General features: G+C 70.0%; 17 protein-coding genes and 1 pseudogene. 12 read left to right on the top strand and 6 right to left on the bottom strand.

The features are described 5' to 3' along the window. Nucleotides 1-58 precede the first annotated feature (58 nt). Nucleotides 59-997 carry a PHP domain-containing protein gene (locus ACTIGN_RS18875; protein WP_439626629.1) on the top strand — a complete coding sequence of 313 codons (939 nt, stop codon included), beginning with the start codon at nt 59-61 and terminating at the stop codon, nt 995-997. Here the strand turns inward: ACTIGN_RS18875 and ACTIGN_RS18870 are convergent. Then, nucleotides 926-1,705: pseudogene (locus ACTIGN_RS18870) on the bottom strand (SDR family NAD(P)-dependent oxidoreductase). The gene ACTIGN_RS18875 and the pseudogene ACTIGN_RS18870 sit on opposite strands and share 72 nt — an antisense overlap. Before the next feature lie 146 nt (nt 1,706-1,851). On the opposite strand from ACTIGN_RS18870, the gene ACTIGN_RS18865 reads away from it, so the two are divergent. Continuing rightward, complete coding sequence (locus tag ACTIGN_RS18865) at nt 1,852-2,781, top strand: ADP-ribosylglycohydrolase family protein (protein WP_439626627.1); 930 nt, start codon at nt 1,852-1,854, stop codon at nt 2,779-2,781. Nucleotides 2,782-2,942: 161 nt separating this feature from the next. Here ACTIGN_RS18865 and ACTIGN_RS18860 read toward each other — a convergent pair whose 3' ends face one another. Both ACTIGN_RS18860 and ACTIGN_RS18855 read right to left on the bottom strand, forming a co-directional pair. Then, nucleotides 2,943-4,172 (bottom strand): DUF6807 family protein, encoded by a 1,230-nt coding sequence (locus ACTIGN_RS18860; RefSeq protein ID WP_439626625.1) that lies wholly within the window; start codon nt 4,170-4,172, stop codon nt 2,943-2,945. An 87-nt stretch (nt 4,173-4,259) separates the two neighbouring features. After that, on the bottom strand, nt 4,260-4,619 hold the full coding sequence (locus ACTIGN_RS18855) for a 4a-hydroxytetrahydrobiopterin dehydratase (RefSeq protein WP_439626624.1): 360 nt from the start codon (nt 4,617-4,619) through the stop codon (nt 4,260-4,262). Nucleotides 4,620-4,789: 170 nt separating this feature from the next. Between ACTIGN_RS18855 and ACTIGN_RS18850 the strand changes: the two genes are divergently transcribed. After that, the gene (locus tag ACTIGN_RS18850) at nt 4,790-5,374 is read left to right on the top strand and encodes a hypothetical protein (protein ID WP_439626622.1); all 585 of its coding nucleotides are present in this window, start codon (nt 4,790-4,792) and stop codon (nt 5,372-5,374) included. A 128-nt stretch (nt 5,375-5,502) separates the two neighbouring features. Here the strand turns inward: ACTIGN_RS18850 and ACTIGN_RS18845 are convergent, their stop codons facing one another. Then, complete coding sequence (locus ACTIGN_RS18845) at nt 5,503-6,732, bottom strand: DUF697 domain-containing protein (RefSeq protein ID WP_439626620.1); 1,230 nt, start codon at nt 6,730-6,732, stop codon at nt 5,503-5,505. Nucleotides 6,733-6,845: 113 nt separating this feature from the next. Here ACTIGN_RS18845 and ACTIGN_RS18840 point away from each other — a divergent pair, with 113 nt between their 5' ends. Both ACTIGN_RS18840 and ACTIGN_RS18835 read left to right on the top strand, forming a co-directional pair. Then, on the top strand, nt 6,846-7,457 hold the full coding sequence (locus tag ACTIGN_RS18840) for a DUF6580 family putative transport protein (RefSeq protein ID WP_439626618.1): 612 nt from the start codon (nt 6,846-6,848) through the stop codon (nt 7,455-7,457). Continuing rightward, nucleotides 7,454-7,741, top strand: coding sequence for a YciI family protein (locus tag ACTIGN_RS18835; protein WP_439626616.1), 288 nt, complete (start codon nt 7,454-7,456; stop codon nt 7,739-7,741). The genes ACTIGN_RS18840 and ACTIGN_RS18835 overlap by 4 nt, the downstream gene beginning before the upstream one ends. Nucleotides 7,742-7,912: 171 nt before the next feature. On the opposite strand, the gene ACTIGN_RS18830 is transcribed toward ACTIGN_RS18835, so the two are convergent. Beyond that, on the bottom strand, nt 7,913-8,689 hold the full coding sequence (locus ACTIGN_RS18830; RefSeq protein WP_439626614.1) for a class I SAM-dependent methyltransferase: 777 nt from the start codon (nt 8,687-8,689) through the stop codon (nt 7,913-7,915). 439 nt (nt 8,690-9,128) lie between these two features. Beyond that, nucleotides 9,129-11,747: a tetratricopeptide repeat protein gene (locus ACTIGN_RS18825; protein ID WP_439626612.1), complete on the bottom strand. Its 2,619-nt coding sequence runs from the start codon at nt 11,745-11,747 to the stop codon at nt 9,129-9,131. A gap of 664 nt (nt 11,748-12,411) precedes the next feature. Between ACTIGN_RS18825 and ACTIGN_RS18820 the strand changes: the two genes are divergently transcribed. The 7 genes from ACTIGN_RS18820 (at nt 12,412) to ACTIGN_RS18790 (ending at nt 20,259) form a co-directional block, all read left to right on the top strand. Continuing rightward, nucleotides 12,412-12,837, top strand: coding sequence for a cytochrome c (locus tag ACTIGN_RS18820; protein WP_439626610.1), 426 nt, complete (start codon nt 12,412-12,414; stop codon nt 12,835-12,837). A 292-nt stretch (nt 12,838-13,129) separates the two neighbouring features. Next, nucleotides 13,130-14,158 carry a DUF1559 family PulG-like putative transporter gene (locus ACTIGN_RS18815; protein ID WP_439626608.1) on the top strand — a complete coding sequence of 343 codons (1,029 nt, stop codon included), beginning with the start codon at nt 13,130-13,132 and terminating at the stop codon, nt 14,156-14,158. Between the two features lie 14 nt (nt 14,159-14,172). Continuing rightward, entirely contained in the window at nt 14,173-14,622 is a 450-nt protein-coding gene (locus ACTIGN_RS18810; protein WP_439626606.1) for a hypothetical protein, read from the top strand. Nucleotides 14,623-14,753: 131 nt separating this feature from the next. After that, nucleotides 14,754-16,133 (top strand): type IV secretory system conjugative DNA transfer family protein, encoded by a 1,380-nt coding sequence (locus ACTIGN_RS18805; protein ID WP_439626604.1) that lies wholly within the window; start codon nt 14,754-14,756, stop codon nt 16,131-16,133. A 279-nt stretch (nt 16,134-16,412) separates the two neighbouring features. Continuing rightward, nucleotides 16,413-16,841 carry a hypothetical protein gene (locus ACTIGN_RS18800; protein ID WP_439626602.1) on the top strand — a complete coding sequence of 143 codons (429 nt, stop codon included), beginning with the start codon at nt 16,413-16,415 and terminating at the stop codon, nt 16,839-16,841. A gap of 166 nt (nt 16,842-17,007) precedes the next feature. Further along, complete coding sequence (locus ACTIGN_RS18795) at nt 17,008-18,291, top strand: FG-GAP repeat domain-containing protein (protein WP_439626600.1); 1,284 nt, start codon at nt 17,008-17,010, stop codon at nt 18,289-18,291. A 375-nt stretch (nt 18,292-18,666) separates the two neighbouring features. Continuing rightward, complete coding sequence (locus ACTIGN_RS18790; protein ID WP_439626598.1) at nt 18,667-20,259, top strand: pre-peptidase C-terminal domain-containing protein; 1,593 nt, start codon at nt 18,667-18,669, stop codon at nt 20,257-20,259. Nucleotides 20,260-20,551: the final 292 nt, after the last annotated feature.

Genomic DNA, 20,551 nt, shown 5'->3' with positions numbered 1-20,551 from the left:
ACCCGCGGCGTTCGCGGCGTTCGCGGCCGGACGGCGCGCCGGGCCGTATTGTCACCCCATGCCGCGCCGCTCGCCGTTCACGAACCTGGCCCGCCAACTCGCCGCCCTCGCTCGGCCGCGGCGTGCCGACCTGCACACCCACACCACCGCGAGCGACGGCGAGTTCACCCCCTCGCAGGTCGTCGCCCACGCGCGGCAGGCCGGCGTCGCCGCGGTCGCGGTCACAGACCACGACACGCTCGCGGGGGTCGCCGAAGCACAAGCCGCCGCGCCGCACCTCGACGTGATCGCCGGCGTGGAGATTTCCGCGTCGTTCCGCGACCGCGAGTTCCACCTGCTCGGGTACTTCGTCCGCACGGACCACGCCGACCTGAGCGCCGCGCTCGCCCGCGTGTGTGAGCGGCGCCGCGAGCGGTTCCGCGAGTTCGTCGAACGGCTCCGCGTCGGCGGCCGAAACATCCCGGCGGACCGCGTGGCGTTGGTGGAGCAGGGGGCCGTGAGCCTCGGCCGTCGGCACGTCGCGCAGTTGCTCGTCGCGTGCGGCATCGCGCACAACCGGCACGAGGCGTTCCAGCGCTTCGTCGGGCCGCTGCGGGGCGAGGTGGGGCCGAAGGTGCTGGTGCCGGTCGAGGAGGCGATTCACCTGGTCCACGCGGCCGGGGGCGTTGCGTCGCTCGCGCACCCCCCGGCCGACCTGGACGACGACACGTTCCGCACGCTCGCGGGCTACGGACTCGACGCGCTCGAGGCCGAGTACCCGTGGGGCCGGAACTCGCGCACCGCGGCGCTGCGTGATGCCGCGGCGCGCTTCGGGTTCGCGGTGAGCGGCGGCAGCGACTGCCACGGCCCCGACCCCCACCACCGCATGGTCGGCACGCACGGGATCACGGTCGAGGAGTTGGCGGCGCTGCGGGGGAGGATCGGTTCACATCACGCCGGGGAACGCGCCGCCGTCGATGAGCAGGCTCTGGCCGGTGACGAACCCGGCGCTGGCTGAGCACAGGAACGCGCACGCCGCACCGAACTCGACCGGGTCGCCGAACCGCTTCGCCGGGATCGCCGCTTCGCGCGTGGCCCGCACGGTTGCGACGTCGGTGCCGGAGCGCGTCGCGGCGGTTTCCAGCGACGACCGCAGCCGCCGCGTGTCGAACGACCCCGGCAGCAGGCAGTTGATCGTCACGTTGGCGTGCGCGACCGACCGCGCGACGCCCGCGAGGAACCCCGTGAGCCCGGCGCGTGCGCCGCTGGAGAGGTCGAGGCCCGCGAGCGGCATCTTCACCGACCCCGAGGTGATGTTCACGATCCGCCCGAACCGCCGCGCGACCATGCCGTCGATGACCCGCTGGATCAGTTCGATCGGCGCGACCATGTTGCCGACGACCCCGGCGAGCATCGCGTCGCGGTCGATCTCGCGGAAGTCGCGGAGGGGCGGGCCGCCGTTGTTCGTCACGAGAATGTCCACCTGCGGGACCGCGGCCAGGATGTCGCGCTGGCCGTCGTGCGTCGCGACGTCGGCCGCGACCGCGTGAACGGTCGCGCCCGTGAGGTCGCGGACCTCCTGGGCGGTCTATTCGAGCGCGCCGGCGTCGCGGCCGTTAACCACGACGACGCACCCGGCCCGTGCGAGTTCGAGCGCGCACGCCCGGCCCAGCCCGCGGCTCGACGCGCACACGACCGCCGCCTTCCCGCTGATCCCGAGGTCCATTTCCGCCTCCGCTCCGGTGGTGCCGACGGGTTCAGTTTACCGGGTGCCGGAATCGTCGGGCCGCGAACCTCGCGGCGGCGCTTCCGGTCCCTCCAGTGGACCGGTATGCTCACCTCACGCACCTCCCGCAACCACGGACGCCCCAAATGACGACGCTCGACCGCTTCCGCGGCGCGCTGCTCGGCCTCGCCGCCGGCGACGCGCTCGGCACCACGCTCGAATTCAAACACCCCGGCACCTTCGCGCCGCTCACCGACATGGTCGGCGGCGGGCCGTTCGACCTGAAGCCCGGCGAGTGGACCGACGACACGAGCATGGCGCTGTGCCTCGCCGAAAGCCTCGTCGAGACGCGCGGGTTCGACCCGGTCCATCAGCTCGAAACCTACGTCCGCTGGTGGCGCGGCGGGCACCTCAGCGTGAAGGGCCGGTGCTTCGACATCGGCATCACGACGCGGGGCTCGCTCGACCGCTTCCGGCAGACGGGCGAGCCGTACCCCGGGCCGGTGGACGCCGACACCGCGGGCAACGGCTCGCTGATGCGACTCGCGCCGGCCCCGCTCGCGTTCGCCAACAACCCGGCGGAAGCGATCCGCCTTGCTGGTGAAAGCTCGCGGACGACGCACGGCGCGAACGTCTGCGTCGATGCGTGTCGGTACTTCGCGGGGCTGATCCTCGCGGCGGTGAGCGGCCTGGACAAGCGGGCGATCCTCAACAACGAGTACGAGCCGGCCGTGAACTGCTGGCTGGAGCACCCGCTCGCGGCGAAGGTGCAGGAGATCGCCCGCGGGTCGTTCAAGGTGAAGGAGCCGCCGCAGGTCCGCGGGAGCGGGTACGTGATCCACACGCTGGAGGCGGCGCTGTGGGCGTTCCACACGACCGACACGTTCCGCGCCGGGGCGCTGGCGGTGGTGAACTTGGGCGAGGACGCCGACTCGACCGGTGCGGTCTACGGGCAGATCGCCGGGGCGTACTACGGGGCGGAGGGGATCCCGGCCGAGTGGCGCGAGAAGCTGGCGATGCGGGAGCTGATCGAGCGGCGCGCCGCGGAGCTGCACGCGCTCGCGTTCGGCAGTTGAGAAGAGGGTGATCCGCAGATTACGCAGAAGACACAGATTTGAAGACCGAGGACAGAGATCAGAAGTTAGAGACCATCGGGTCTGCTTTCTGTCCTCTGCTCTGTGTCTGGAAATCTGTGTCTTCTGCGTAATCTGTGGATCACTCTCTTTCTCTTCCCCGGTCACTTCGCGGCGAGCTTGGCGGCCGGCGGGGTCACGAAGGCGTCGGCGATCGCCTGGCACTGCTCGACGGTCATCTCGCCGGGCTGGACCCAGATGCGGTACTTGAGCTTGAGCGGCTTCTCGGGGGTCAGGTCGTACTCGAAGTAGTCGCCGAACCGCCCGTAGTCGCGCTCGCTCCCGCGGGTCTCGCCGGGGTTGCTCGGGTGGTTCACCCGCAGGACCGTGTACCGCGACTCGCCGACCACGAAGCTGACCGCGTTCCACGGCAGGTTCACCGCCTTGGCGTCCTTCCCCTTCGCGTCCCAGTTCCGGGTCTCGCCCGGCTTGCCCTTGCCGTCGGGCCGCAGGTAGTAGGTGTTCGCCTTGCCGTTCTTCGACACCTCCATGTTGGCCCGGAAGTGGAACCCGGCGTGCTGCGGGTCGCCGTCGAGCCGCACCTTCGGGAGCGCGGTGGTCAGCTCGGTGCTCCAGTCGATGAGCGTGCCGCCGGGGGCCGCGTAGGCGGTGACCTCGCGGTGCTCGGTGGCGAACGGCTTGCCGTCCTTGCCGTTCCACGAGATCTCGCTGCGGTGCCGGCCGAGCGCGTCGCCGGCCTCGGTCACCAGCATCTTGTCGTGCTGCGAGAACACGTTGTCGGTGCCGTGCCACACGTCGGCGGTCTGCTTGTCGCCGAACGCGATGCGGTTGAACCCGAAGAACAGCCCGCGGTGGTGCGGGAACTGGCCGTCCTTCGCGGCCTTCGACGACGTGTTAGTCAGCACCGTCTTGCCGGCGACCGGGTCGTACACGTTGTGGAACGGCTTGAACGTGTAGTAGTGGTCCTTGGGGTCGCGCGGCAGGTTGAAGTACTGGAGCACGGGCCGCTGCTCGGCGGAGCCGTACACGAGTTCGAGCGGCGCGCCAGACTTCTCGACGAACTTGAACTGCGGCGCGCCGGCCTTGGTGACGGCGGTGGCGGTGACGGTCTCCCCGGCCTTGAGCTTGGGGAGCACGAACACGAGGTACTGCTTGACGGCGGGGTCGTCGGTGAGGGCCGGGCCGGTGACCTGGGCGGGCACGGTGCCGCCGGTCGAGAGTTCGACGGCGTTGGCGGTCACCGCGTCGCCGGCGAACGGGACGCGGACGACGACGTCGGCCCCGTCGGTCTTCCCGCCGGTGACGGTGACGACCGGCGCGGCGAGCGCGAACGACGGAACGAGCAGCGCGAGGACCGAGAGGCAGCGTTTCATGTGTTGCTCGGGACGGGAGTGGGTCACGACTTCGCGAACGCGAACGTCTTCGGGTGGCCCGGTACGTTCAACCCGGGACTTCTGGCATCAGCCCTTACTGAATACGAATTTCTTCGGGTTGCCGGAGAGCGCGCCGCCGGCGGCGGGCCGCCACAGCACGACCTCCTCGATCTTCTGGGCCAGCTCGAAGTCCTGGTCGGTGATGCCGCCGGCGTCGTGGGTCCGGAGCTTCACCCAGAGCTTGCCCCAGGTGACGGCGAGGTCGGCGTGGTGCCACGCGGCCTCGCACAGGTACCCGACGGCGTTGACGGCCATGAGCGTCTGCGGCCAGCCGTCGGTGTTGTACTTGCGGCGGATCCACCCGTCTTCGAGGTACCACTCGCCGAGCCCGCACTCCGCAAGCTTCGCCTTCACCTCGTCGTCGGTGTACGTCTTCTTGTCGGACATGCGGCACCTCGCAGGGAACTGGGTGGCGACCGGTCGCGGGGACGGGGTCGATTGTACGCGGCCAGCGTGCCCCCTGCTGGTGCCTTCCGCGCAACGCGCCGGTAACGGCTCCTCACGGTCGAGAGCCGGCGCGGGTACGATGGCCGCCGTCGCCTCTCCGGAGACCGCACATGACCCCGCTCGCACTGAGTCTGCTCGCCGCGACGCTGATCTCCGCCCCGCCCGATCCGGCGACCGACCAACCTGTCGTGGTCGTGAAGGGCGACGGTTTCGTCGTTCACGCCGTGGGCGGGGCTGTCGTGGAACCGAAGTTGTTCGGTCCGCTGCCGGCGTTGCCGCCGTCGCCCCCGCAGATCCTCCACACCGCGTTGCCGGCCGGCCGGCTGACCGTGCTGTTCCGGTCCGGCACGACAGTGGGCGTCCCGATCCCGGTGGGCCTGAACCGCACTCCGCACCACCAAACGCGAGTGATCGGTGCGGCGACCGACGACGAGCGACTGTACGTGCTCGTGTGGTCGGCGAAGTGGGTGGTCGAGGGCCACGGCACCGGGGATGTAAAACCGCCCGAGTCGGACAACTACGCGGTGCGGGTGTACTGGCTCAAAGACGGGACGGAGGTCGGGGCGTTCCCCGTCAGTGTTGCGAAGCGGCCCAAGTCCGTGCCACGGGAATCAATGGAAGCGGGACCGCTGGAGGTCGAGAAGACCGGCGGGGTGACCGTGTACGGGGAGACGTTCCGGTTCAAGGGCAAGTAGCGGGCGAAGTGAGGCGCGGCGGGTGATGACGCGGAACCGTAGGGCCGGCTGTGCCGGCCGCGGCCTCCCCGCTGTGCCCAGCGTCGGCCGGCACAGCCGGCCCTACGGCGTTCCCATCGGCCGGGAAACTAATCTCTCGTCACCGGCCGCAGGAGCCGCGAGGAGTAGCGGCCGAGGCGGATGAGGAGGACGCGGTTCAGGTAGCCGGTCGTGGCCTTCGCGCCGACCTTGCCCAGCATCTTGCCCACCACGTTCGAGCTGACGCCGACACCTACCACGTTCATCGCCTCCGCGAACAACTGGTCGTACTGCTCCTCCGCCAGCTTCTCCCACTCGGTGCCCTGGCCCGCGAGGTAGGCGTTGAAGAACACCCGGCTCAGCAGCACCGCCGTGCCGGTGCGGCCGGCCCGCAGGTTGTAGATGCGGCACAGGTCGGTCAGCAGCGAGAAGGCGTAGAACAGCGTCGCGCCCGAGTCCACCATCGCGTTCGGGGCCACCGCCGTCACCACCCAGATGCGGCTCCCCCAGTACTTGATGCGCGTCTCGGCCGCGGCGTCGAGTTCGGCCTGGAACCCGTCGCGGAACCGGGCGAACCACTGCTCGGTCGACGCGAACCGGTCGCGGTCGAGCAGTTCGACGCGCACCGCCGCCATCCGCCCCTGCATCTCGTCGGTCAGGCCCAGCCCCCGCAGCGCCTTGCGGTCCTTCTCGGTGTCCATCGGGTAGGTGCTGAGGTACGCTTCGATCTGCTCGCGGGCCTCGGCCGACTTCGCCGCCGCCAGCCACCGCAGCCGCGTCCGCCGCGACAGCTCCTCGATCCCCTTCACGCGGAGCTGCCGGTTGCGGGTGAGCCGGGCGTAGATGAACGCGAACCGCAGCGCCGCGAACAGCACGCAGAACGCGAACAGCCCGAGCCCCGCGTACCCGGCGTACTGCGCCCACTGCGGCTGCTGCGCGAGCGCGTTGACGAGGGTGATCGCCTGGTTCACGAAGAACAGGCCGAACACGCCGACCGTGCCGATCAGCACCGCGAACACGAGCGGCGAGCCGAACCACCCGAGCCACCCTAGGCCGGTCGGGTCGGACGCGAGGAGCAGTTCGGCCTCGGCGAGGTCGCGGCCGGCGGCGTCCTCGTCGAGCGCCTTCAGCGCGGCGGCATCGGCGACCGAGAGCGGCGCGAGGTCGGGTGCGAGTTGCGGCGGCCGGCCGAGTTCGGTCTCGCCGGGGCGCAACTCCGGTTCGGGGTCGTGGCGAGCGGGGGACGTCGGTCCCCCGGGCTCGGGAACGAACGCGGCCCGCCCCGCGGCCGGCACCCCGATCCGCACGTCGTCGTCCAGTCCCGTTGCGTTCGCGCTCATGGGTTCCCTCGTGCGAGTGCGGTTGGCGCATTGTACCCGACTTGCGGGTGCGCAGCCCCGTGCCTACTCTGTCCTTAACGCGCTGCCCGAATCGACTTCCCCGGAGGTCCACCGTGACCGACGATCCGACGAACTGCCCGCCCCACAAGCCGATGACCCGGGGGCTCGCCTGGGCCGGCGTCGCGACGGCCGCCGCACTGCCGGCGATCGTCTCCGTGCTGCCCGCGTCGGCGCAGCCGTGGAACGTCTCGGTAATCGGGGCCGTCGGGTTGTTCGCCGCGGCCCGGCTCTCCTTCAACCGGGCGTTCCTGTTCGTTGCCTTGGCGATCATCGCGAAGGACGCCGCCGTCTACTTCGCGCTGGGCATGGACCCGTACCCGCTGTCGTGGGTGTACTTCCTCGGCTACGTCGCGGTCGGGTACGCCTTCTTGCGGCGGACCGATTCACCGCTCACCATCGCCGGCGGCGCGCTCGGCGCGAGCCTGTTGTTCTTCACGGCCAGCAACTTCGTGAGCTGGCTGGAGCAGGCCGCCCCGTACGGGTATTCGCTCGCCGGGCTCGCGGATTGTTACGCGGCCGGCGTCCCGTTCTTCCGCGGCACGATCGTCGGCGACCTGTTCTTCTCGGGCGTGCTGTTCGGGGCGCACGCGGTGCTGAGCCGGGCGTACTTCCCGGCCGAGCGCGTGGTGCCGGTGCTCGTCACCACCGCGGAGGCCCGGTCGTGAAGTACGCCGCCGTGATCGAGTACATTCAGGACGCGGACAAGGTGAACGCGGTGCGGCCGACGCACCGGGCGTACCTGACGAGCCTGATCGAGAAGGACCAACTGTTCGGGTCCGGCCCGTTCGACGACGGGTACGGCGCGCTCATCATCTACGAGGCCGACTCGATGGAAGCGGCCGAGGCGCTGCTGCGGGCCGACCCGTTCCACGCCGCCGGCGTGTTCGTGCGGTGGACGATCCGCCCGTGGAAGATGGTGTTCTCGAACCCGCGGCTGATGCCCGCGTGAGTCGGTGGGGCAGGCGAGACTGCCGGCACCGCTACCCACTCGGGTCCCATTGGAGCGAACTGTCCTGGGGGAGCGCTTCGTCTGGTCCGAGCCCGAGCGCCGAGCGAGGGACAACGCCAACCCTCGCTCGGCGCTCGGGCTCGGACGGAGAGCGGTCCACAGGACCGGGTACTACCGCTTCCGCAGCACGACGACCGCGTACCGGCACCAGTTCCCGAGCCCCGGCAGCACGCGCAGCAGGCCGGTGTCGGCCGCGTCGCACGCGCGGCACACGGTGCGGTTCCGCCACACCCGCCGCACCATTCCCAGGAGCTGATAGCCCCGCACGTCGAGGTCGGGGAACGTCGCCCGCAGCGGCGCGAGGTCGCGGCGCGTGAGCGGCACCTCGTCGGGGGTGCGGTCCTTGCCGGGGTACGGGAGCCGGCGGCGGGCGAACGCGAGGAGCGGGTTCCCGCCCCACGGCTCGCAGAACACTGCCACGCCACCGGGCCGCATGACGCGGTGCAGCTCGCGCCCCGCCCGCGAAAGGTCGAGGTGGTGCAGGATCGCGTTCCCCCACACCGCGTCGAACGACCCGCTCTCGAACGGCAACGCCTCGCCGTCGGCCGCGACGCACTCGACCGCCACGCGGTTCACGGCGGCGCGCTCGCGGGCCTCGGCGACGTACCCCGGGGAGAGGTCGAACGCGGTGACCGCCGCGCCCGCACGCGCCATTACGACGGCGGCCATGCCGTGCCCGCACCCGTAGTCGAGGGCCCGCTTGCCGCGGAGGTCGCCGAGCAGCGCGAACGCCGGCCGCACCCACGTCTCGTGGTCGAGGAAGTCGGCGTCGGCGAACGCGAGGTCGGCCCGGCCGGTGCGGAAGCTGACGGCCCGCTCCGCGGCCTGCTGGTCGTGGAACACGCGCTCCGCTTCGGTGCGGTCGGCGTTGAGCGTTTCGAGTGGCACGTTCGAACCCCTGGCCCGCGAGTGGTCCCCGGAACGGGCGGTAGTGTACACCGGCCGGTCGCGGAGGTCACGAGCGGTTGAGATTCCCGCTCGCGCTCGACGCGAACGCCGTCGAGATCGTCCCGCGGTGAGGTCACGAGAAGACGGAGTTATCCACAGATTACGCAGAAGACACAGATTAGAAATCAGAGGACAGAGGACAGAGGGCAGCCCCGGAGGGGCGACAGATGGTAGCCAGGGGTGGAGCGAGTCTTCGAGCGTGAACCCCTGGTCCGGGGCGCCCCGCGTCGCGCCGGGGACCAGGGGTTTGCCCGCACGCGGGCCGCACCCCTGGCTACCCTCGGTCGCCGCTCCGCGGCTACAACACAAACATCCAGAGCGCATCTCTGTCCGGAAATCTGTGTCTTCTGCGTAATCTGTGGATCAATCTCTTCCGGCTTCACTCCTTGCCGAGCCGGCGCAGCGCTTCCTTCGCGTCCCAGTACAGCGTGTGGCCCTCGTAGGCGGTGACGGCGCTGTAGAACTTGATCGCGTTCGGCGTGTCGCCCTGGGCCTCGTAGCACTTCGCGATCTGGTAGATCGTGTCGGCCCCGCTCTTGTGGTAGTCCTTGTAGTCCGAGTAGCACTTCAGCGCCAGGTCCGGTCGCGAGAACTCCTCCAGGTAGAGCTGCCCGAGGAGCTTCGTGGTCGTGTACCACGCCTCCTGCTCCTCGCCCGACCCCTTCTCGGCCTCGCGGACGTCTTCGAGGATCGCCACCCCGGCGTCGCGCTCGCCCTTGCGGAGCAGCACCCGGGCCTCGATGAGCCGCACGCCGTTGCTCGTCGGCTTCATGACGCGGGCGAGGGCGCTGAGGTGCGCCGCCCAGTCGAGCAGGTCGGCCCCGCCGTCCTTGGTGTTGAGCACCGACATCGCCTTCTTCACGCAGTAGCTCACGTCGAACCACCGCACCACCCGGTCCTTGACCTTCTCCAGCCGCTCGGGCTCGACCGAGTAGTAGAAGGTGTCCTTCTTCTTGAGCAGGTCGGTGTCGGTGCTGCTGTACGTCAGCCCGGTCTCGGTCATGAGCAGCGCGTTCAGCGCGTCGCCGGTCTTGCCGTAGAACTCGGCGAGCTTGCGGTACGCGTCGAGCGCCGCGGGGCCGCCGTCCTCGAGGTACTGCCGCCACTCGGCGATGGCGGTCTCGAAGTGCGCGTGCGCCTCGGCCCTGCGGCCGGCCGCGCCGTCGGCGTCGCCGCGGGCCGCCGCCTCCTCGGCAGCGGCGAGCAGTTCGTTGCCCTTCGCCTCGGCGAGCGCCGCGAGCTTGCGGAGCGCGTCGGTGTAGAACGCCTTCTGGTCGCGGTACAGCTCGCGCGGCCCGACCGCCAGCCCGACCTGCTTCGCCGACTCGTACGACTTCCGCGCGTTCTCGGCGTCGCCGTGCTTGTCGTACACCTGCGCCAGCTTCACGAAGATGCCCGGCCCCTTGTCGGGAAGGCCGCGGCCGGCGATCCGCATGTACCCCATGCCGCGCTCGCGGCGGTCCGGGTCGGCGTCGTCCACGAGCGCGAGCCCGAGTTGCTCGACGTACTCGAACGAGAAGTCCTTGGGCCGCCCGGCCGCGGCCGCGGCGATGAACTCGCCCTCCGCGAGCTGGGCGTACAGCATCGTGCGGTACTCCTTCGCCGCGGGGTTGGTCGGCTCGGCCGCGAGCTTCCGCTCGGTCGCGGCGATCAGCTCCATGCGGCGGCCGGGCTTGTTCAGCTCGTCCCACCCGAGCCGCTCGACCAGCTTCGGGTGCAGCCGCAGGGCGAGGTCCCAGGCGTCGAACAGCACGCGGCCGCGGACGACCGGGTGGTAGCCGGGGGTCTCGGGGCTGAGCAGCCGGGCGAGCGTCTCGGCGGCCGCGTCGTACTGCTTCGCGTGCATCAGCGAGACCACCCGCAGGTAGTCGATCTGCGCGAGGTACGCGGGCTTCTTCTGCTCCACGAGGGACAGGAACCTTTCCGCCTCGGCCCGCTGGGTCGGCGTCGGCACGGTGCCGGCCGGCATGAGCAGGGCGGTGGCCCGGTCGAGGCACAGGGTGAAGTCGAGGGCGCTGACGAGCTGCGGGTCGCTGTCGATCTGCGAGAGGGTCAGGTTGTTGTGCAGCGCCACGAGCCCCTGGCCCGCGAGCGGGCTCCGCGGGTCGAGTTCGAGCGCCCGGTTGAAGAACTGCACGGCCAGCGTGAGCCGCCCGAGGTTCATGTACCCGTACCCGCGGAGGACGTGCTTGAACACCCGCAGGCCGGGCATGATGCGGGTCGCGTACACGAAGTACAGCGTCACCGGGATCAGGAACGGGGCGGCCGCGCCGAGCCCCGGGAACTGCTTCGCGAACCCCATCAGGTGCAGCCCCACGCCGAGCGCGGCGCAGAACGTCATGATCTCGACCTCGGACTCCTCCGACTCGCCGCAGAACGTGAGCAGGTAGAAGAACGGCAGCCCGAGCAGGATGTACGCGCCGAGGTTGAACCGGCGGGCCGGGTCGTCGAGCCCCGGGACGCGGGCGACGTACTGGTCCGCGAGGTACACCATGAGGGCCGCGACCCCCAGCCCGATCCAGAACCGGCGGGTGCGGTCGGGCACCTGGCGGAACCGGTACAGCGCGAGCCCGAGGACCGCGCCGCCGAAGGCGCAGTACCCGAGCCACTCGCCGGCCGGCGGGGTGTGCCGGATGTCGGCGAAGGTGAGGCCGAAGGCGCCGGCGAGGTCCCCCGCCCACGGCTCGGCCCCGGCCGTGCCCGAGAGCACGCCGACGAGCAGGCCGGACACGATGCCGGCGTAGATGAACGTGGGGCTCTCGAGGAGCACCATCAGCGGGAACGCGACCCAGTTGTGCCACGGCCGCAGGCCGCGGGAGACCTGCAGCGCGGTCCCGGCGGCGAGGCCGACGGCGAGGCCGGCGCACACCCACCCGACGACCCACGCGATGTCCACCCAGGCGTCGGTCGGGCCGCCGGGCACCTGGAGCGCGAAGAAGACCCACAGCCCGAGGAACACGCCCTTCAGGATGTACTCGTTGCGATGCCAGCTCGTCATGGCCGATTGCACCCGGTAGAGATGGTGGGCGGTCCCGCCGGGTCGCCGGAAGGTCGGCGCGGGACCGGAGACGTTCCCTCCGCCGCGGGCGTCCCGGAAGGTTGGGGCCGGCGGCGGAACCAAGGGGGCAGGTACACGGTGAAGAATAGGGCGCGGCCCGCAACCCGGACAAGGGGAAGGTTTTGGCGCGGCCGCTCCGACCGGGTCCGGTCTTCCCGTTGCTCCCCGTCGCACCGCAGAGCGGATGTGACGGGGAGCGAGAATCGGGCACGGGTGCGCATCCCCCACTGCCCCGGGCTCGTCCCAACTTCACGCCCCGCACGCTTGACGCACCCCGCACGTCGCCTTATCCTCGCTGCAACGTTCCCGGGGACCGGTGTTGCGCGCCCGTTCTGCGACCCGCCGACGCGCTGGCGGTCCCGGCCGTGATCGGTCAGGTGGCCCCGCACCCGTGCCCCGGTTTCGGTGAATATCCCCCGAACGGCCCGCGTCTCAACCGGCGAGAGTCGGCCGCGGGTTCGGTTCCCGCCGCGGGCCACGCCCCAGGTTTTCAGCACGCCACCCGCGGGCCGCGCGCCCCGCATCTTGAGTCCAGTCCGCCGCGTCGGGTCGGCGTTCGCCCCGGTGCGTTCAGACGGTTCCCTGTGAATGAAAAGGTGTTTTGATGCTGCGGAAGATCACGAGTGTTGTTGCGGGCCTCGGCATGGCCGCGCTGGTCCTCGCGTTCGGCGGGTTCGGCACGGCCGCCGACGACAAGAAGGATGACAAGACGCCGACGATCAAGGAAATCATGGCGAAGGGGCACAAGGGGACCGAGGCCTACATGGGCAAGGTCAAGGCCGCGGTGAAGGCCGAGAAGTGGGACGACGCCCAGAAGTACGCCAAGGCGATGTCGGTCTTCGGCGCGGCGCTCGGCAAGAACAAGCCGAAGAAGGGCGACGCCGACTCGTGGAAGACGCTGAGCGAGAAGTACGCCGGCGACACCAAGGCCCTGTTCGACGCGACCGAGAAGAAGGACGCCAAGGCCGCCAACGATGCGCTCGGCACCATCGGCGAGTCGTGCAAGGCGTGCCACACGCCCCACAAGTGAGGTTCAGCCCCGCCGCGTCGCAGCGCCCGGGCGGCCCCGCCCGGGCGCGTTCGTTGGCGTCCCCCCCAACGGGGCATGGGGCACGCGGTGTCGATTCGGGCGGTGCCAATCGCGCGTCTGGATGCGCGTGCAGGTGGACGGACTTTTCGTGAGATCGGTGACTCGCGCGGCTGGATGTGTGTAACAAGGCGGTGATTTCGTTTGCTCGCCGTACCCCGTGGGGTACCATTTCTTCTGCCCACCGTTCATCCCGCCAGGGCACCCCGCCCAGTACTTTTCCGGAACTTTCGCAATGCCACACCCATCGTCCCGACGGACGGGCTTCACGCTCATTGAGCTGCTCGTCGTCATCGCCATCATCGCGATCCTGATCGGGCTGCTGTTGCCCGCGGTCCAGAAGGTCCGCGAGGCGGCCGCACGCATGGCGAGCAGCAACAACTTGAAGCAACTCGCGCTCGCCGCGCACTCGGCAGCGGACACGCGGGGCGTGCTCCCGCCCGGGTGGATCGGGTGGGACGACCCGACCGGGGCGCTCGGCTCGCCGTCCACCCGGGCCAGCAACCGCGGGCCGTGGGGGTTCCCGAACAAGCCGCCGACCGTGGTAACGGGCGACATCACGTTCTTTTTCTGCCTGCTCCCGTACGTCGAGCAGGACGCGTTGTTCTCGACCGGTGCGTACACGATCAGCAAGTCGGTCGGCGGCGCGCCGCTGGGCAGCTACGCGCTCAAGGTGCTCCAGTCGCCCACGGATTACACTAATCCCGGTAACGGCAAGGACACGGTGACGGGCGCGAACATCGGGTGGATGGCCGGGGGCACCACCTGGGGGCTGAGCAGCTACGCGTACAACTTCCAGGTGGTCGCCCGGACGACCCCGGCCAGCGGAACGTACTGGTGGTCGGCCGCCGAGAACAACCCGCTCCGCACCCTCGGCGCCGGGTTCCCGGACGGGCTCTCGAACACCATGTTGTTCGCCGAGAAGGCGATGAAGTGCGTGGGCTCGGGGTCCGGGGCCGGCGCGACCGCGTACACCCCGGCGTTCGTCGGCCCGTGGCAGCACGAGCCCGACCAGCCGAACTGGCGGGCGTTCTTCGCGGGCGACGTGACCGCGTCCGGGTCCACGTTCCTCATCGACACGTTCCAGCTCGCCCCGAAGTCGGGGGCGTGCGACTACCGCCGGGCGACGGCGTTCACCGCGGGCGGGTGCCAGGTGGCGCTGGCCGACGGGAGCGTCCGCACCGTCAACCCGAGCGTCACCGCCGGTACCTGGAGCGCGGCGATCCTTCCCTCCGACGGCGCGCCCCTGGGCAGCGACTGGTAACCCGGGAGCACACCATGCGAATTGCGACTCGGGCGGTGCTCTGCGCCGCCGCATTGGGATTGGTCGGGTGCTCGGGGGGCGCGAAACTCGGACCCGTGACCGGGACCGTGACGCTCGACGGGCAACCCGTGCGGGCGGGGGTGGTCACGTTCGTGGCGGCGGACCGCTCGAACGCCGCCAGCGCGGAGATTACCCCCGAGGGGACGTACTCGATCCCCGACGCGCCGATCGGCGAGGTGGTGATCTGTGTCAAGACCCGGGACCGCGAGTTCATTCTCGGCCCCGGGTCCGGCCCGCCCCCGGACCCGGCCCTCGGGTCGGCAGGGGTCAAGAGCAACCAGAAGAAGAACCCGCTGTTCGTTCGCACTCCGGAACGGTACGAGGACGCGACCAGGACCGACCTGCGGGCCACGATCCCGGCGACCGGCGCGCCCGCAACGTTCGACATCGCGATGACGAAGTAGTCCGCCCGCGGCGGGCCGCCCGGCCCGCCGCCACCTCCGAACATCCATTCGCCTTCCCGTGTCGGGTACAATGGGGTATCAGCCGCCCCTCCGGGGTCCGTCCCGGTCCGTCCCGCACGGAGTGTGCTCGAATGCCCGACCCGGACGAAGTCCCCACCCGGGGCCAGAAGGCGGCCCGGAAACGCCCTACCCGGCCGATCAAGGCGCCCAGGAGCAACCTCCCCGACGACGGCAAGTCCTTGTTCCTGGGCTGGGACGGCACCGAGCACGTGCCGACGCTCGGGTTCCGCCCGTCGGCCGGCCCCGACGCCGCCCGCCCGCCCCTCACCTACGGTGGCGACGGCCACCTCATGACCATCGCGCCGACCGGCGCGGGGAAGGGGGTCGGGGCCATCATCCCGGCGCTCCTCACCTACCCCGGGTCGGTCATCGTCACCGACATCAAGGGCGAGAACTACCAGGTCACCGCCCGGTACCGCCGCGACCTCGGCCAGCAGGTCGTGGTCCTCGACCCGTTCGGCCTCGTCACCGCCAAGGACAAGGGCGACAAGCTCAACCCGTTCGACCTGTTCAAGGTGCCCGGGTCCGACCTGGAGTCGGACGCCGAGATGATCGCCGCCCAGCTCGCCGTCGGGCACGAGTTCTCGTCGGACCGGTACTGGGAGGACACGGGCCGCGGGCTGGTCGCCGGGCTGGTCGCCGACGTCGCCACCAGCTCCCCGCTCGACAAGCGGAACCTCTGCGCCCTGCGCGAGATGCTGTACAACGACGACCTCGACTACACCCTCGCGGTCGCGCTCGATACCCGCAAGAAGACCATGTCGCCGCTGGCCCGCGACGAGTTCATCGCGTACCTCGCCGCCCCGTCCGACAAGACCCGGCCGTGCATCCGCACCACGGCGACCACGTTCGTGAAGTGCCTCGGCAGCAGCGCCGTGTCGCGGAGCCTGGAGCGGTCCACGTTCGACCTGTGCGACCTGCTCAACAACAAGCCGATGACGATCTACCTCGTGCTCCCGCCCGAGAAGCTCTTGAGCCACCGCGGGCTCATGCGGCTGTGGGTCGTCACCCTCATGACCACGGTGATGCGGCGGACCCGGCTCCCGAAGCAGCGGACCCTGTTCCTGCTCGACGAGGCGGCGCAGCTCGGCTCGCTCGACCTGCTCCCGCAGGCCGTGAGCCTGCTCCGCGGGTACGGGCTGCAGGTGTGGACGTTCTGGCAGGACCTGAGCCAGTTGATGAAGCTGTACCCGAACAACTGGGAGGCGATCGTCAACAACGCGGCGGTGCTCCAGGCGTTCGGGGTGCCCGGCCACGCGGCCCGCGTCGGGTGGCGGTCGGTCCTGGGCGACTTCGACGCGCAGCTCGCGACCGAACTGCACGCCGACGAGATGCTGGTGGCGATCACCGGCCAGCCGACGACGCGGCACACGCGGGCCAACTACCTCACCGACCGCGCGTTCGAGGGCCGGTTCGAGGCCAACCACCGGTTCCTCGGCCCGGAGCTGTGACCCCGCCCCTTCGCGCTTGAGCCGGGGGGCCGGAGTATGCTGTCGCGGGTCGCTGCTCACCCCTCTGGGGGTGCCCGCATGAACTGTCACGCCTTTCCCCACATCTGTCTCGCAGCCGCGGGCGCGTTCGCCAGGCATCGCACCGGTCGGCCCCTGCCGCCGCGGGCTCCGTGACCGGCAAGATCGGGCGGCGGTTCGTCGATAAGCACGGCGTGACGATCGGCTTCACCGTCCTACGATGTAACTTCCGGACGTCCCATGTTCTCTCGGAGCTCCACCATGATGCGCACTTGGAGGCGAGGACTTGTTCTGGTGCTCGCGATTTCTGTGGCAGGTTGCAGCGGAAACAGCGAAGCGGATGCCTACTACAAAGACTACATTGCTACGCAAAACGCTTTGGCGGAGGCCCTTGAAAAGAAAGAACCCCTTGACAGCGTCAAGGCCGCTGCTGAAAGAATGGTCCAGGTCAGAGATAAGGGGAAGTCGATTAAGTGGAGGAGCAGCGAGGAGGAGGCAGAGTACCAAAAGAAATACGCACAGCAGTTGCTCAACGTTCACATGCGGACAACGGGCGCTGCGAATTCGCACCCCGACGGCGCGGCTGTTGTGAGCGAGGTCATCCAGGGCGACGTGATGAAGGATCTCGAGAAGATGCAGAAAGACGCGATGAAAGATAAGGGCCAAGATCCCGCAAAGAAGATCAAGTGACGAGCATTTCCCGGACTATCATATCGTGGTTCGTTTGGCTGCTCGCCGTGCGTTGACGCGTCCCGCGATCGCGGGGCGCGTATTGCTTCGCCACACCGCAGACCCGATAATCTCACTTCGACCCGCCCCGCCTCGGTCTCCCCTCCCCGATCCGAAGGAGCCCCCAATGGTCCGCCTGGTACTCGCCCCGGCGCTACTCGCCGCGGTCGCCGCGCTGCCGGCCGCCGCGCCGGCCGACGAGAAGAAGCCCGAGGCCAACATCACCTGGAAGAAGACCGTCCTCGACACGAAGTTCCGGTCCGAGGGGGTCGCGGTCGCCGACGTCAACAAGGACGGCAAGGTCGACGTGCTCAACGGCGAGTACTGGTACGAGGCCCCGGACTGGAAGCCGCACGAGCTGCAGCCCCCGGCCGACTTCAAGGACGGGCTCGGCAACTACAGCCGCGTGTTCAACTGCTGGTCCGACGACTTCAACGGCGACGGGTTCCCGGACCTGCTCGTCATCGACCACCCCGGCACTCCGTGCTACTGGATGGAGAACCCCAAGGGCAAGGCGGCCGGCGACGACGGCAAGCCGCTCCACTGGAAGAAGCACGTGATCTGGCACTCGGCCTGTAACGAGACGCCGGTCTACGCCGACCTGCTCGGCACCGGCAAGCGCGTGCTCCTGATGGCCGCTCAGCCGAAGGGCAAGAGCAACGAGGGGCAGATGGCGTACTTCACCCCCGCCTCCGACCCGGCGGCGCTGTGGGAGATGCACCCGGTGAGCGAGCCGAGCACCCCGGCGAAGGTCGAGAACGGCAAGGAGGTGCCCGGCACCCGCAAGGAGATCCCGGCCACGCAGCGGTACAGCCACGGGCTGGGCATGGGCGACGTGAACGGCGACAAGCGGGCCGACGTGCTGTGCCCCGCCGGGTGGTGGGAGCAGCCCGAGAAGCCGGACGGCAAGACCCCGTGGACCTTCCACCCCGCGAACCTCGGCGAGGGGTGCGCCGACATGTTCGCGTTCGACGTGGACGGCGACGGGAAGAACGACGTCCTCACCACGTCGGCGCACAAGTTCGGGATCTGGTGGCACAAGCAGCGGGGCGGCGAGAAGGACGCGAACCCGTCGTTCCAGAAGGTGGACCTGTTCCCGAAGCTGGTGTCGGAGACGCACGCGGCGCACTTCGTGGACATCGACGGCGACGGCCGGCCCGACCTCGTCACCGGCAAGCGGTGGTGGAGCCACGGCAAGAGCGAGCCGGGCTCGGACATGCCCGCGATGATCTACTGGCTCAAGAACACCAAGGGGCCGGACGGCGTGGCCCAGTTCACCCCGATGCCGATCGACGACGACTCGGGCATCGGCACCCAGTTCGTCGTGGCTGACATTACCGGGGACGGGCTCCTCGACGTCGTCACGTCGAACAAGAAGGGCGTCCGCGTCATCGTCCAACAGCGGAAGTGATTCCGGGCGTGGGAGCCGCTCCGCGGTCCGCAGCGATCAAAACGGGTCGCGGGGCCGCCGGCCCGCTGTTGCAGACGAGGCGACGGGAGCGGAACGCCCCCCGCTCCCGTCGCCTCGCCTGCAACAGCGGACCGCGTTCTCCCTCTGTACCGCCGATACGGGGGTGCGAGGCGGCACGGTTCGGCCGAGCAGCCGGAGGGCCAGTTGTGTTGTTGTGATAGATGAAAATATCGCTGATAGCAGATCTTTCGGCGAGATCGCGAAAGTCCTCACGTGAGCTGCGAGATTTTTGACTACTTTTCCTCCCTTCGCTCGTTATTAGGTAAAGCTCCTTTGTCTGTTGCGACCTGACTCCTTCTCCCGATTGAGGAACGTATGCGAGCGTCGCCGCTGCTCCGGTTCCGGCCCACCGCTGAAGCACTCGAAGACCGGATGACCCCCTCGTGGGGGGCGACCCCTCCGGCGCAGGTCGCCCTGCCGACGGCCTACGCCTCCGTGTCCCTCGGGGCGGCGGGCTTCGCGGGTGGGTCCGCGGCCATCGCGTCGAGTGAGATCGACTGGTACCGCGTAGCGGTCCAGAGCGGCAACACGACGTTCCAGGCCACCGCGGCCACCGGCAGCCCCCTGGACACGGTCATCGGGGTGTACAGCTCGGCCGGCCAGCGGGTCGCGTTCAACGACGACATCTCCCCCACGAACTCGAACAGCACCACGTCGGTGACGTTCCGGTCGGCGGGGGTGTACTACTTCGGTGTGACGAGCTTCACGGGCTCGCCCCGCGGCGCGTACACCTGGAGCATCGCGCGGACGACGGGCAACGCGCCGCCCCCGACCGCCCCGCCCCCGGCCCCGCCGCCGCTCACCGACGACGCCTACGAGAACAACGACACGAGCCCGCGGGCGTCCGACCTGGGGACGCTGAGCGGCACCCGGTCGGTCCCGAACCTGGTGATGGCCGACTCGGCCGACTGGTACAAGTTCGTGCTGCCCCAGCGGGGGACGAGCACGGCGCAGGTGAGCATCTCGTTCTCCAACGCCGCGGGGAACCTGGACCTGGCCCTGTACAACTCCCGGCGGGCGCGGATCGCGTTCTCGCAGGGCCGCGGGGACACCGAGACGGTGTCGCTCAACCGGCTGCTGCCCGGGACGTACTACGTGCAGGTGACCGGCTCGGGCGGGGCGTTCAACCCGAGCTACGTCCTCGGCCTGACCCCCTCCGGCACGCCGGTCCCGCCCCCGCCCCCGCCCGGCAGCCCGCCCCCGCCCCCGCCGCCCCCGGGCAGCCCGCCCCCGCCGCCGCCGCCCCCGGGTGGCGGGTTCGACGTGACGGTGCGGTTCGGCGGCGGTCTGACCACGAGCCAGCAGGCGGTCTTCCAGCAGGCGGCCGCCCGGTGGGCGCAGGTCATCACCGGCGACCTGCCGAACGCCACGTACCAGGGCGTCGCGGTGGACGACGTGCTCATCGATGCGTCCGGCGCGTCGATCGACGGCGCGGGCGGCATCCTCGGGCAGGCCGGCCCGGACGCGTTCCGCAGCGGCGGGGCGGGGCTGCCGATCCACGGGACCATGGAGTTCGACAGCGCCGACCTCGCGGCCATGGAGGCCGACGGCTCGCTCCTCGCGGTCATCCTGCACGAGATGGGGCACGTCCTCGGCATCGGCACCCTCTGGCAGTCGTCCGGCCTGCTGACCGGGTTCGGCGGGACCAACCCGCGGTTCACCGGGACGCACGCCGTCGCCGAGTACAACCAGATCTTCGGCACGAACGTGACGGGCGTGCCGGTCGAGAGCGGCGGCGGCCCGGGCACCGCGTACGGCCACTGGAGCGAGACCGTGTTCGACAACGAACTGATGACCGGCTACATCAACGGCAGCTCGCAGCCGCTGAGCCGGGTCACGGTCGCCTCGCTCTGGGACCTCGGGTACGCCGTGAACCTCAGCGCCGCCGACGCCTACACGCCCCCGTGATCCCGCGGCCGTGCCCGCGGACGCAGCAGTGAGGGCCGCCCACGAGGGCGGCCCTCGCTCGTTTCGGGACGGACGAAATTGTTGCCCGCGGGCGCAGTTCGCCCGGCGATCCGACTCCCGCCCGCGGTTCCGGGCAAAATTGTCCTCCCCAACGCGCCTGACCCGTGCTTATAGTGGGGAACCGATTCGGCGTTCGAGCGCCGCAAAATCGGGAACTCGGTGCCACCAAATCCGTCCAAAGTGGCACACGTGTTCGAATCGCGAGCAGGTTCCCTTTCCCATCTGTCGGGAA

The sequence above is a fragment of the Gemmata sp. genome, assembly GCF_051859125.1.
In the GTDB taxonomy this organism is placed as follows: domain Bacteria; phylum Planctomycetota; class Planctomycetia; order Gemmatales; family Gemmataceae; genus Gemmata.
This window is presented reverse-complemented; position numbering and strand designations above follow the sequence as displayed.

Coding starts and splice junctions, on each gene's coding strand:
- ACTIGN_RS18875 (WP_439626629.1), top strand. CDS start 59: ATGCCGCGCCGCTCGCCGTTCACGAACCTGGCCCGCCAACTCGCCGCC.
- ACTIGN_RS18790 (WP_439626598.1), top strand. CDS start 18,667: ATGCGAGCGTCGCCGCTGCTCCGGTTCCGGCCCACCGCTGAAGCACTC.
- ACTIGN_RS18855 (WP_439626624.1), bottom strand. CDS start 4,619: ATGTCCGACAAGAAGACGTACACCGACGACGAGGTGAAGGCGAAGCTT.
- ACTIGN_RS18825 (WP_439626612.1), bottom strand. CDS start 11,747: ATGACGAGCTGGCATCGCAACGAGTACATCCTGAAGGGCGTGTTCCTC.
- ACTIGN_RS18810 (WP_439626606.1), top strand. CDS start 14,173: ATGCGAATTGCGACTCGGGCGGTGCTCTGCGCCGCCGCATTGGGATTG.
- ACTIGN_RS18860 (WP_439626625.1), bottom strand. CDS start 4,172: ATGAAACGCTGCCTCTCGGTCCTCGCGCTGCTCGTTCCGTCGTTCGCG.
- ACTIGN_RS18815 (WP_439626608.1), top strand. CDS start 13,130: ATGCCACACCCATCGTCCCGACGGACGGGCTTCACGCTCATTGAGCTG.
- ACTIGN_RS18820 (WP_439626610.1), top strand. CDS start 12,412: ATGCTGCGGAAGATCACGAGTGTTGTTGCGGGCCTCGGCATGGCCGCG.
- ACTIGN_RS18805 (WP_439626604.1), top strand. CDS start 14,754: ATGCCCGACCCGGACGAAGTCCCCACCCGGGGCCAGAAGGCGGCCCGG.
- ACTIGN_RS18800 (WP_439626602.1), top strand. CDS start 16,413: ATGATGCGCACTTGGAGGCGAGGACTTGTTCTGGTGCTCGCGATTTCT.
- ACTIGN_RS18850 (WP_439626622.1), top strand. CDS start 4,790: ATGACCCCGCTCGCACTGAGTCTGCTCGCCGCGACGCTGATCTCCGCC.
- ACTIGN_RS18795 (WP_439626600.1), top strand. CDS start 17,008: ATGGTCCGCCTGGTACTCGCCCCGGCGCTACTCGCCGCGGTCGCCGCG.
- ACTIGN_RS18865 (WP_439626627.1), top strand. CDS start 1,852: ATGACGACGCTCGACCGCTTCCGCGGCGCGCTGCTCGGCCTCGCCGCC.
- ACTIGN_RS18845 (WP_439626620.1), bottom strand. CDS start 6,732: ATGAGCGCGAACGCAACGGGACTGGACGACGACGTGCGGATCGGGGTG.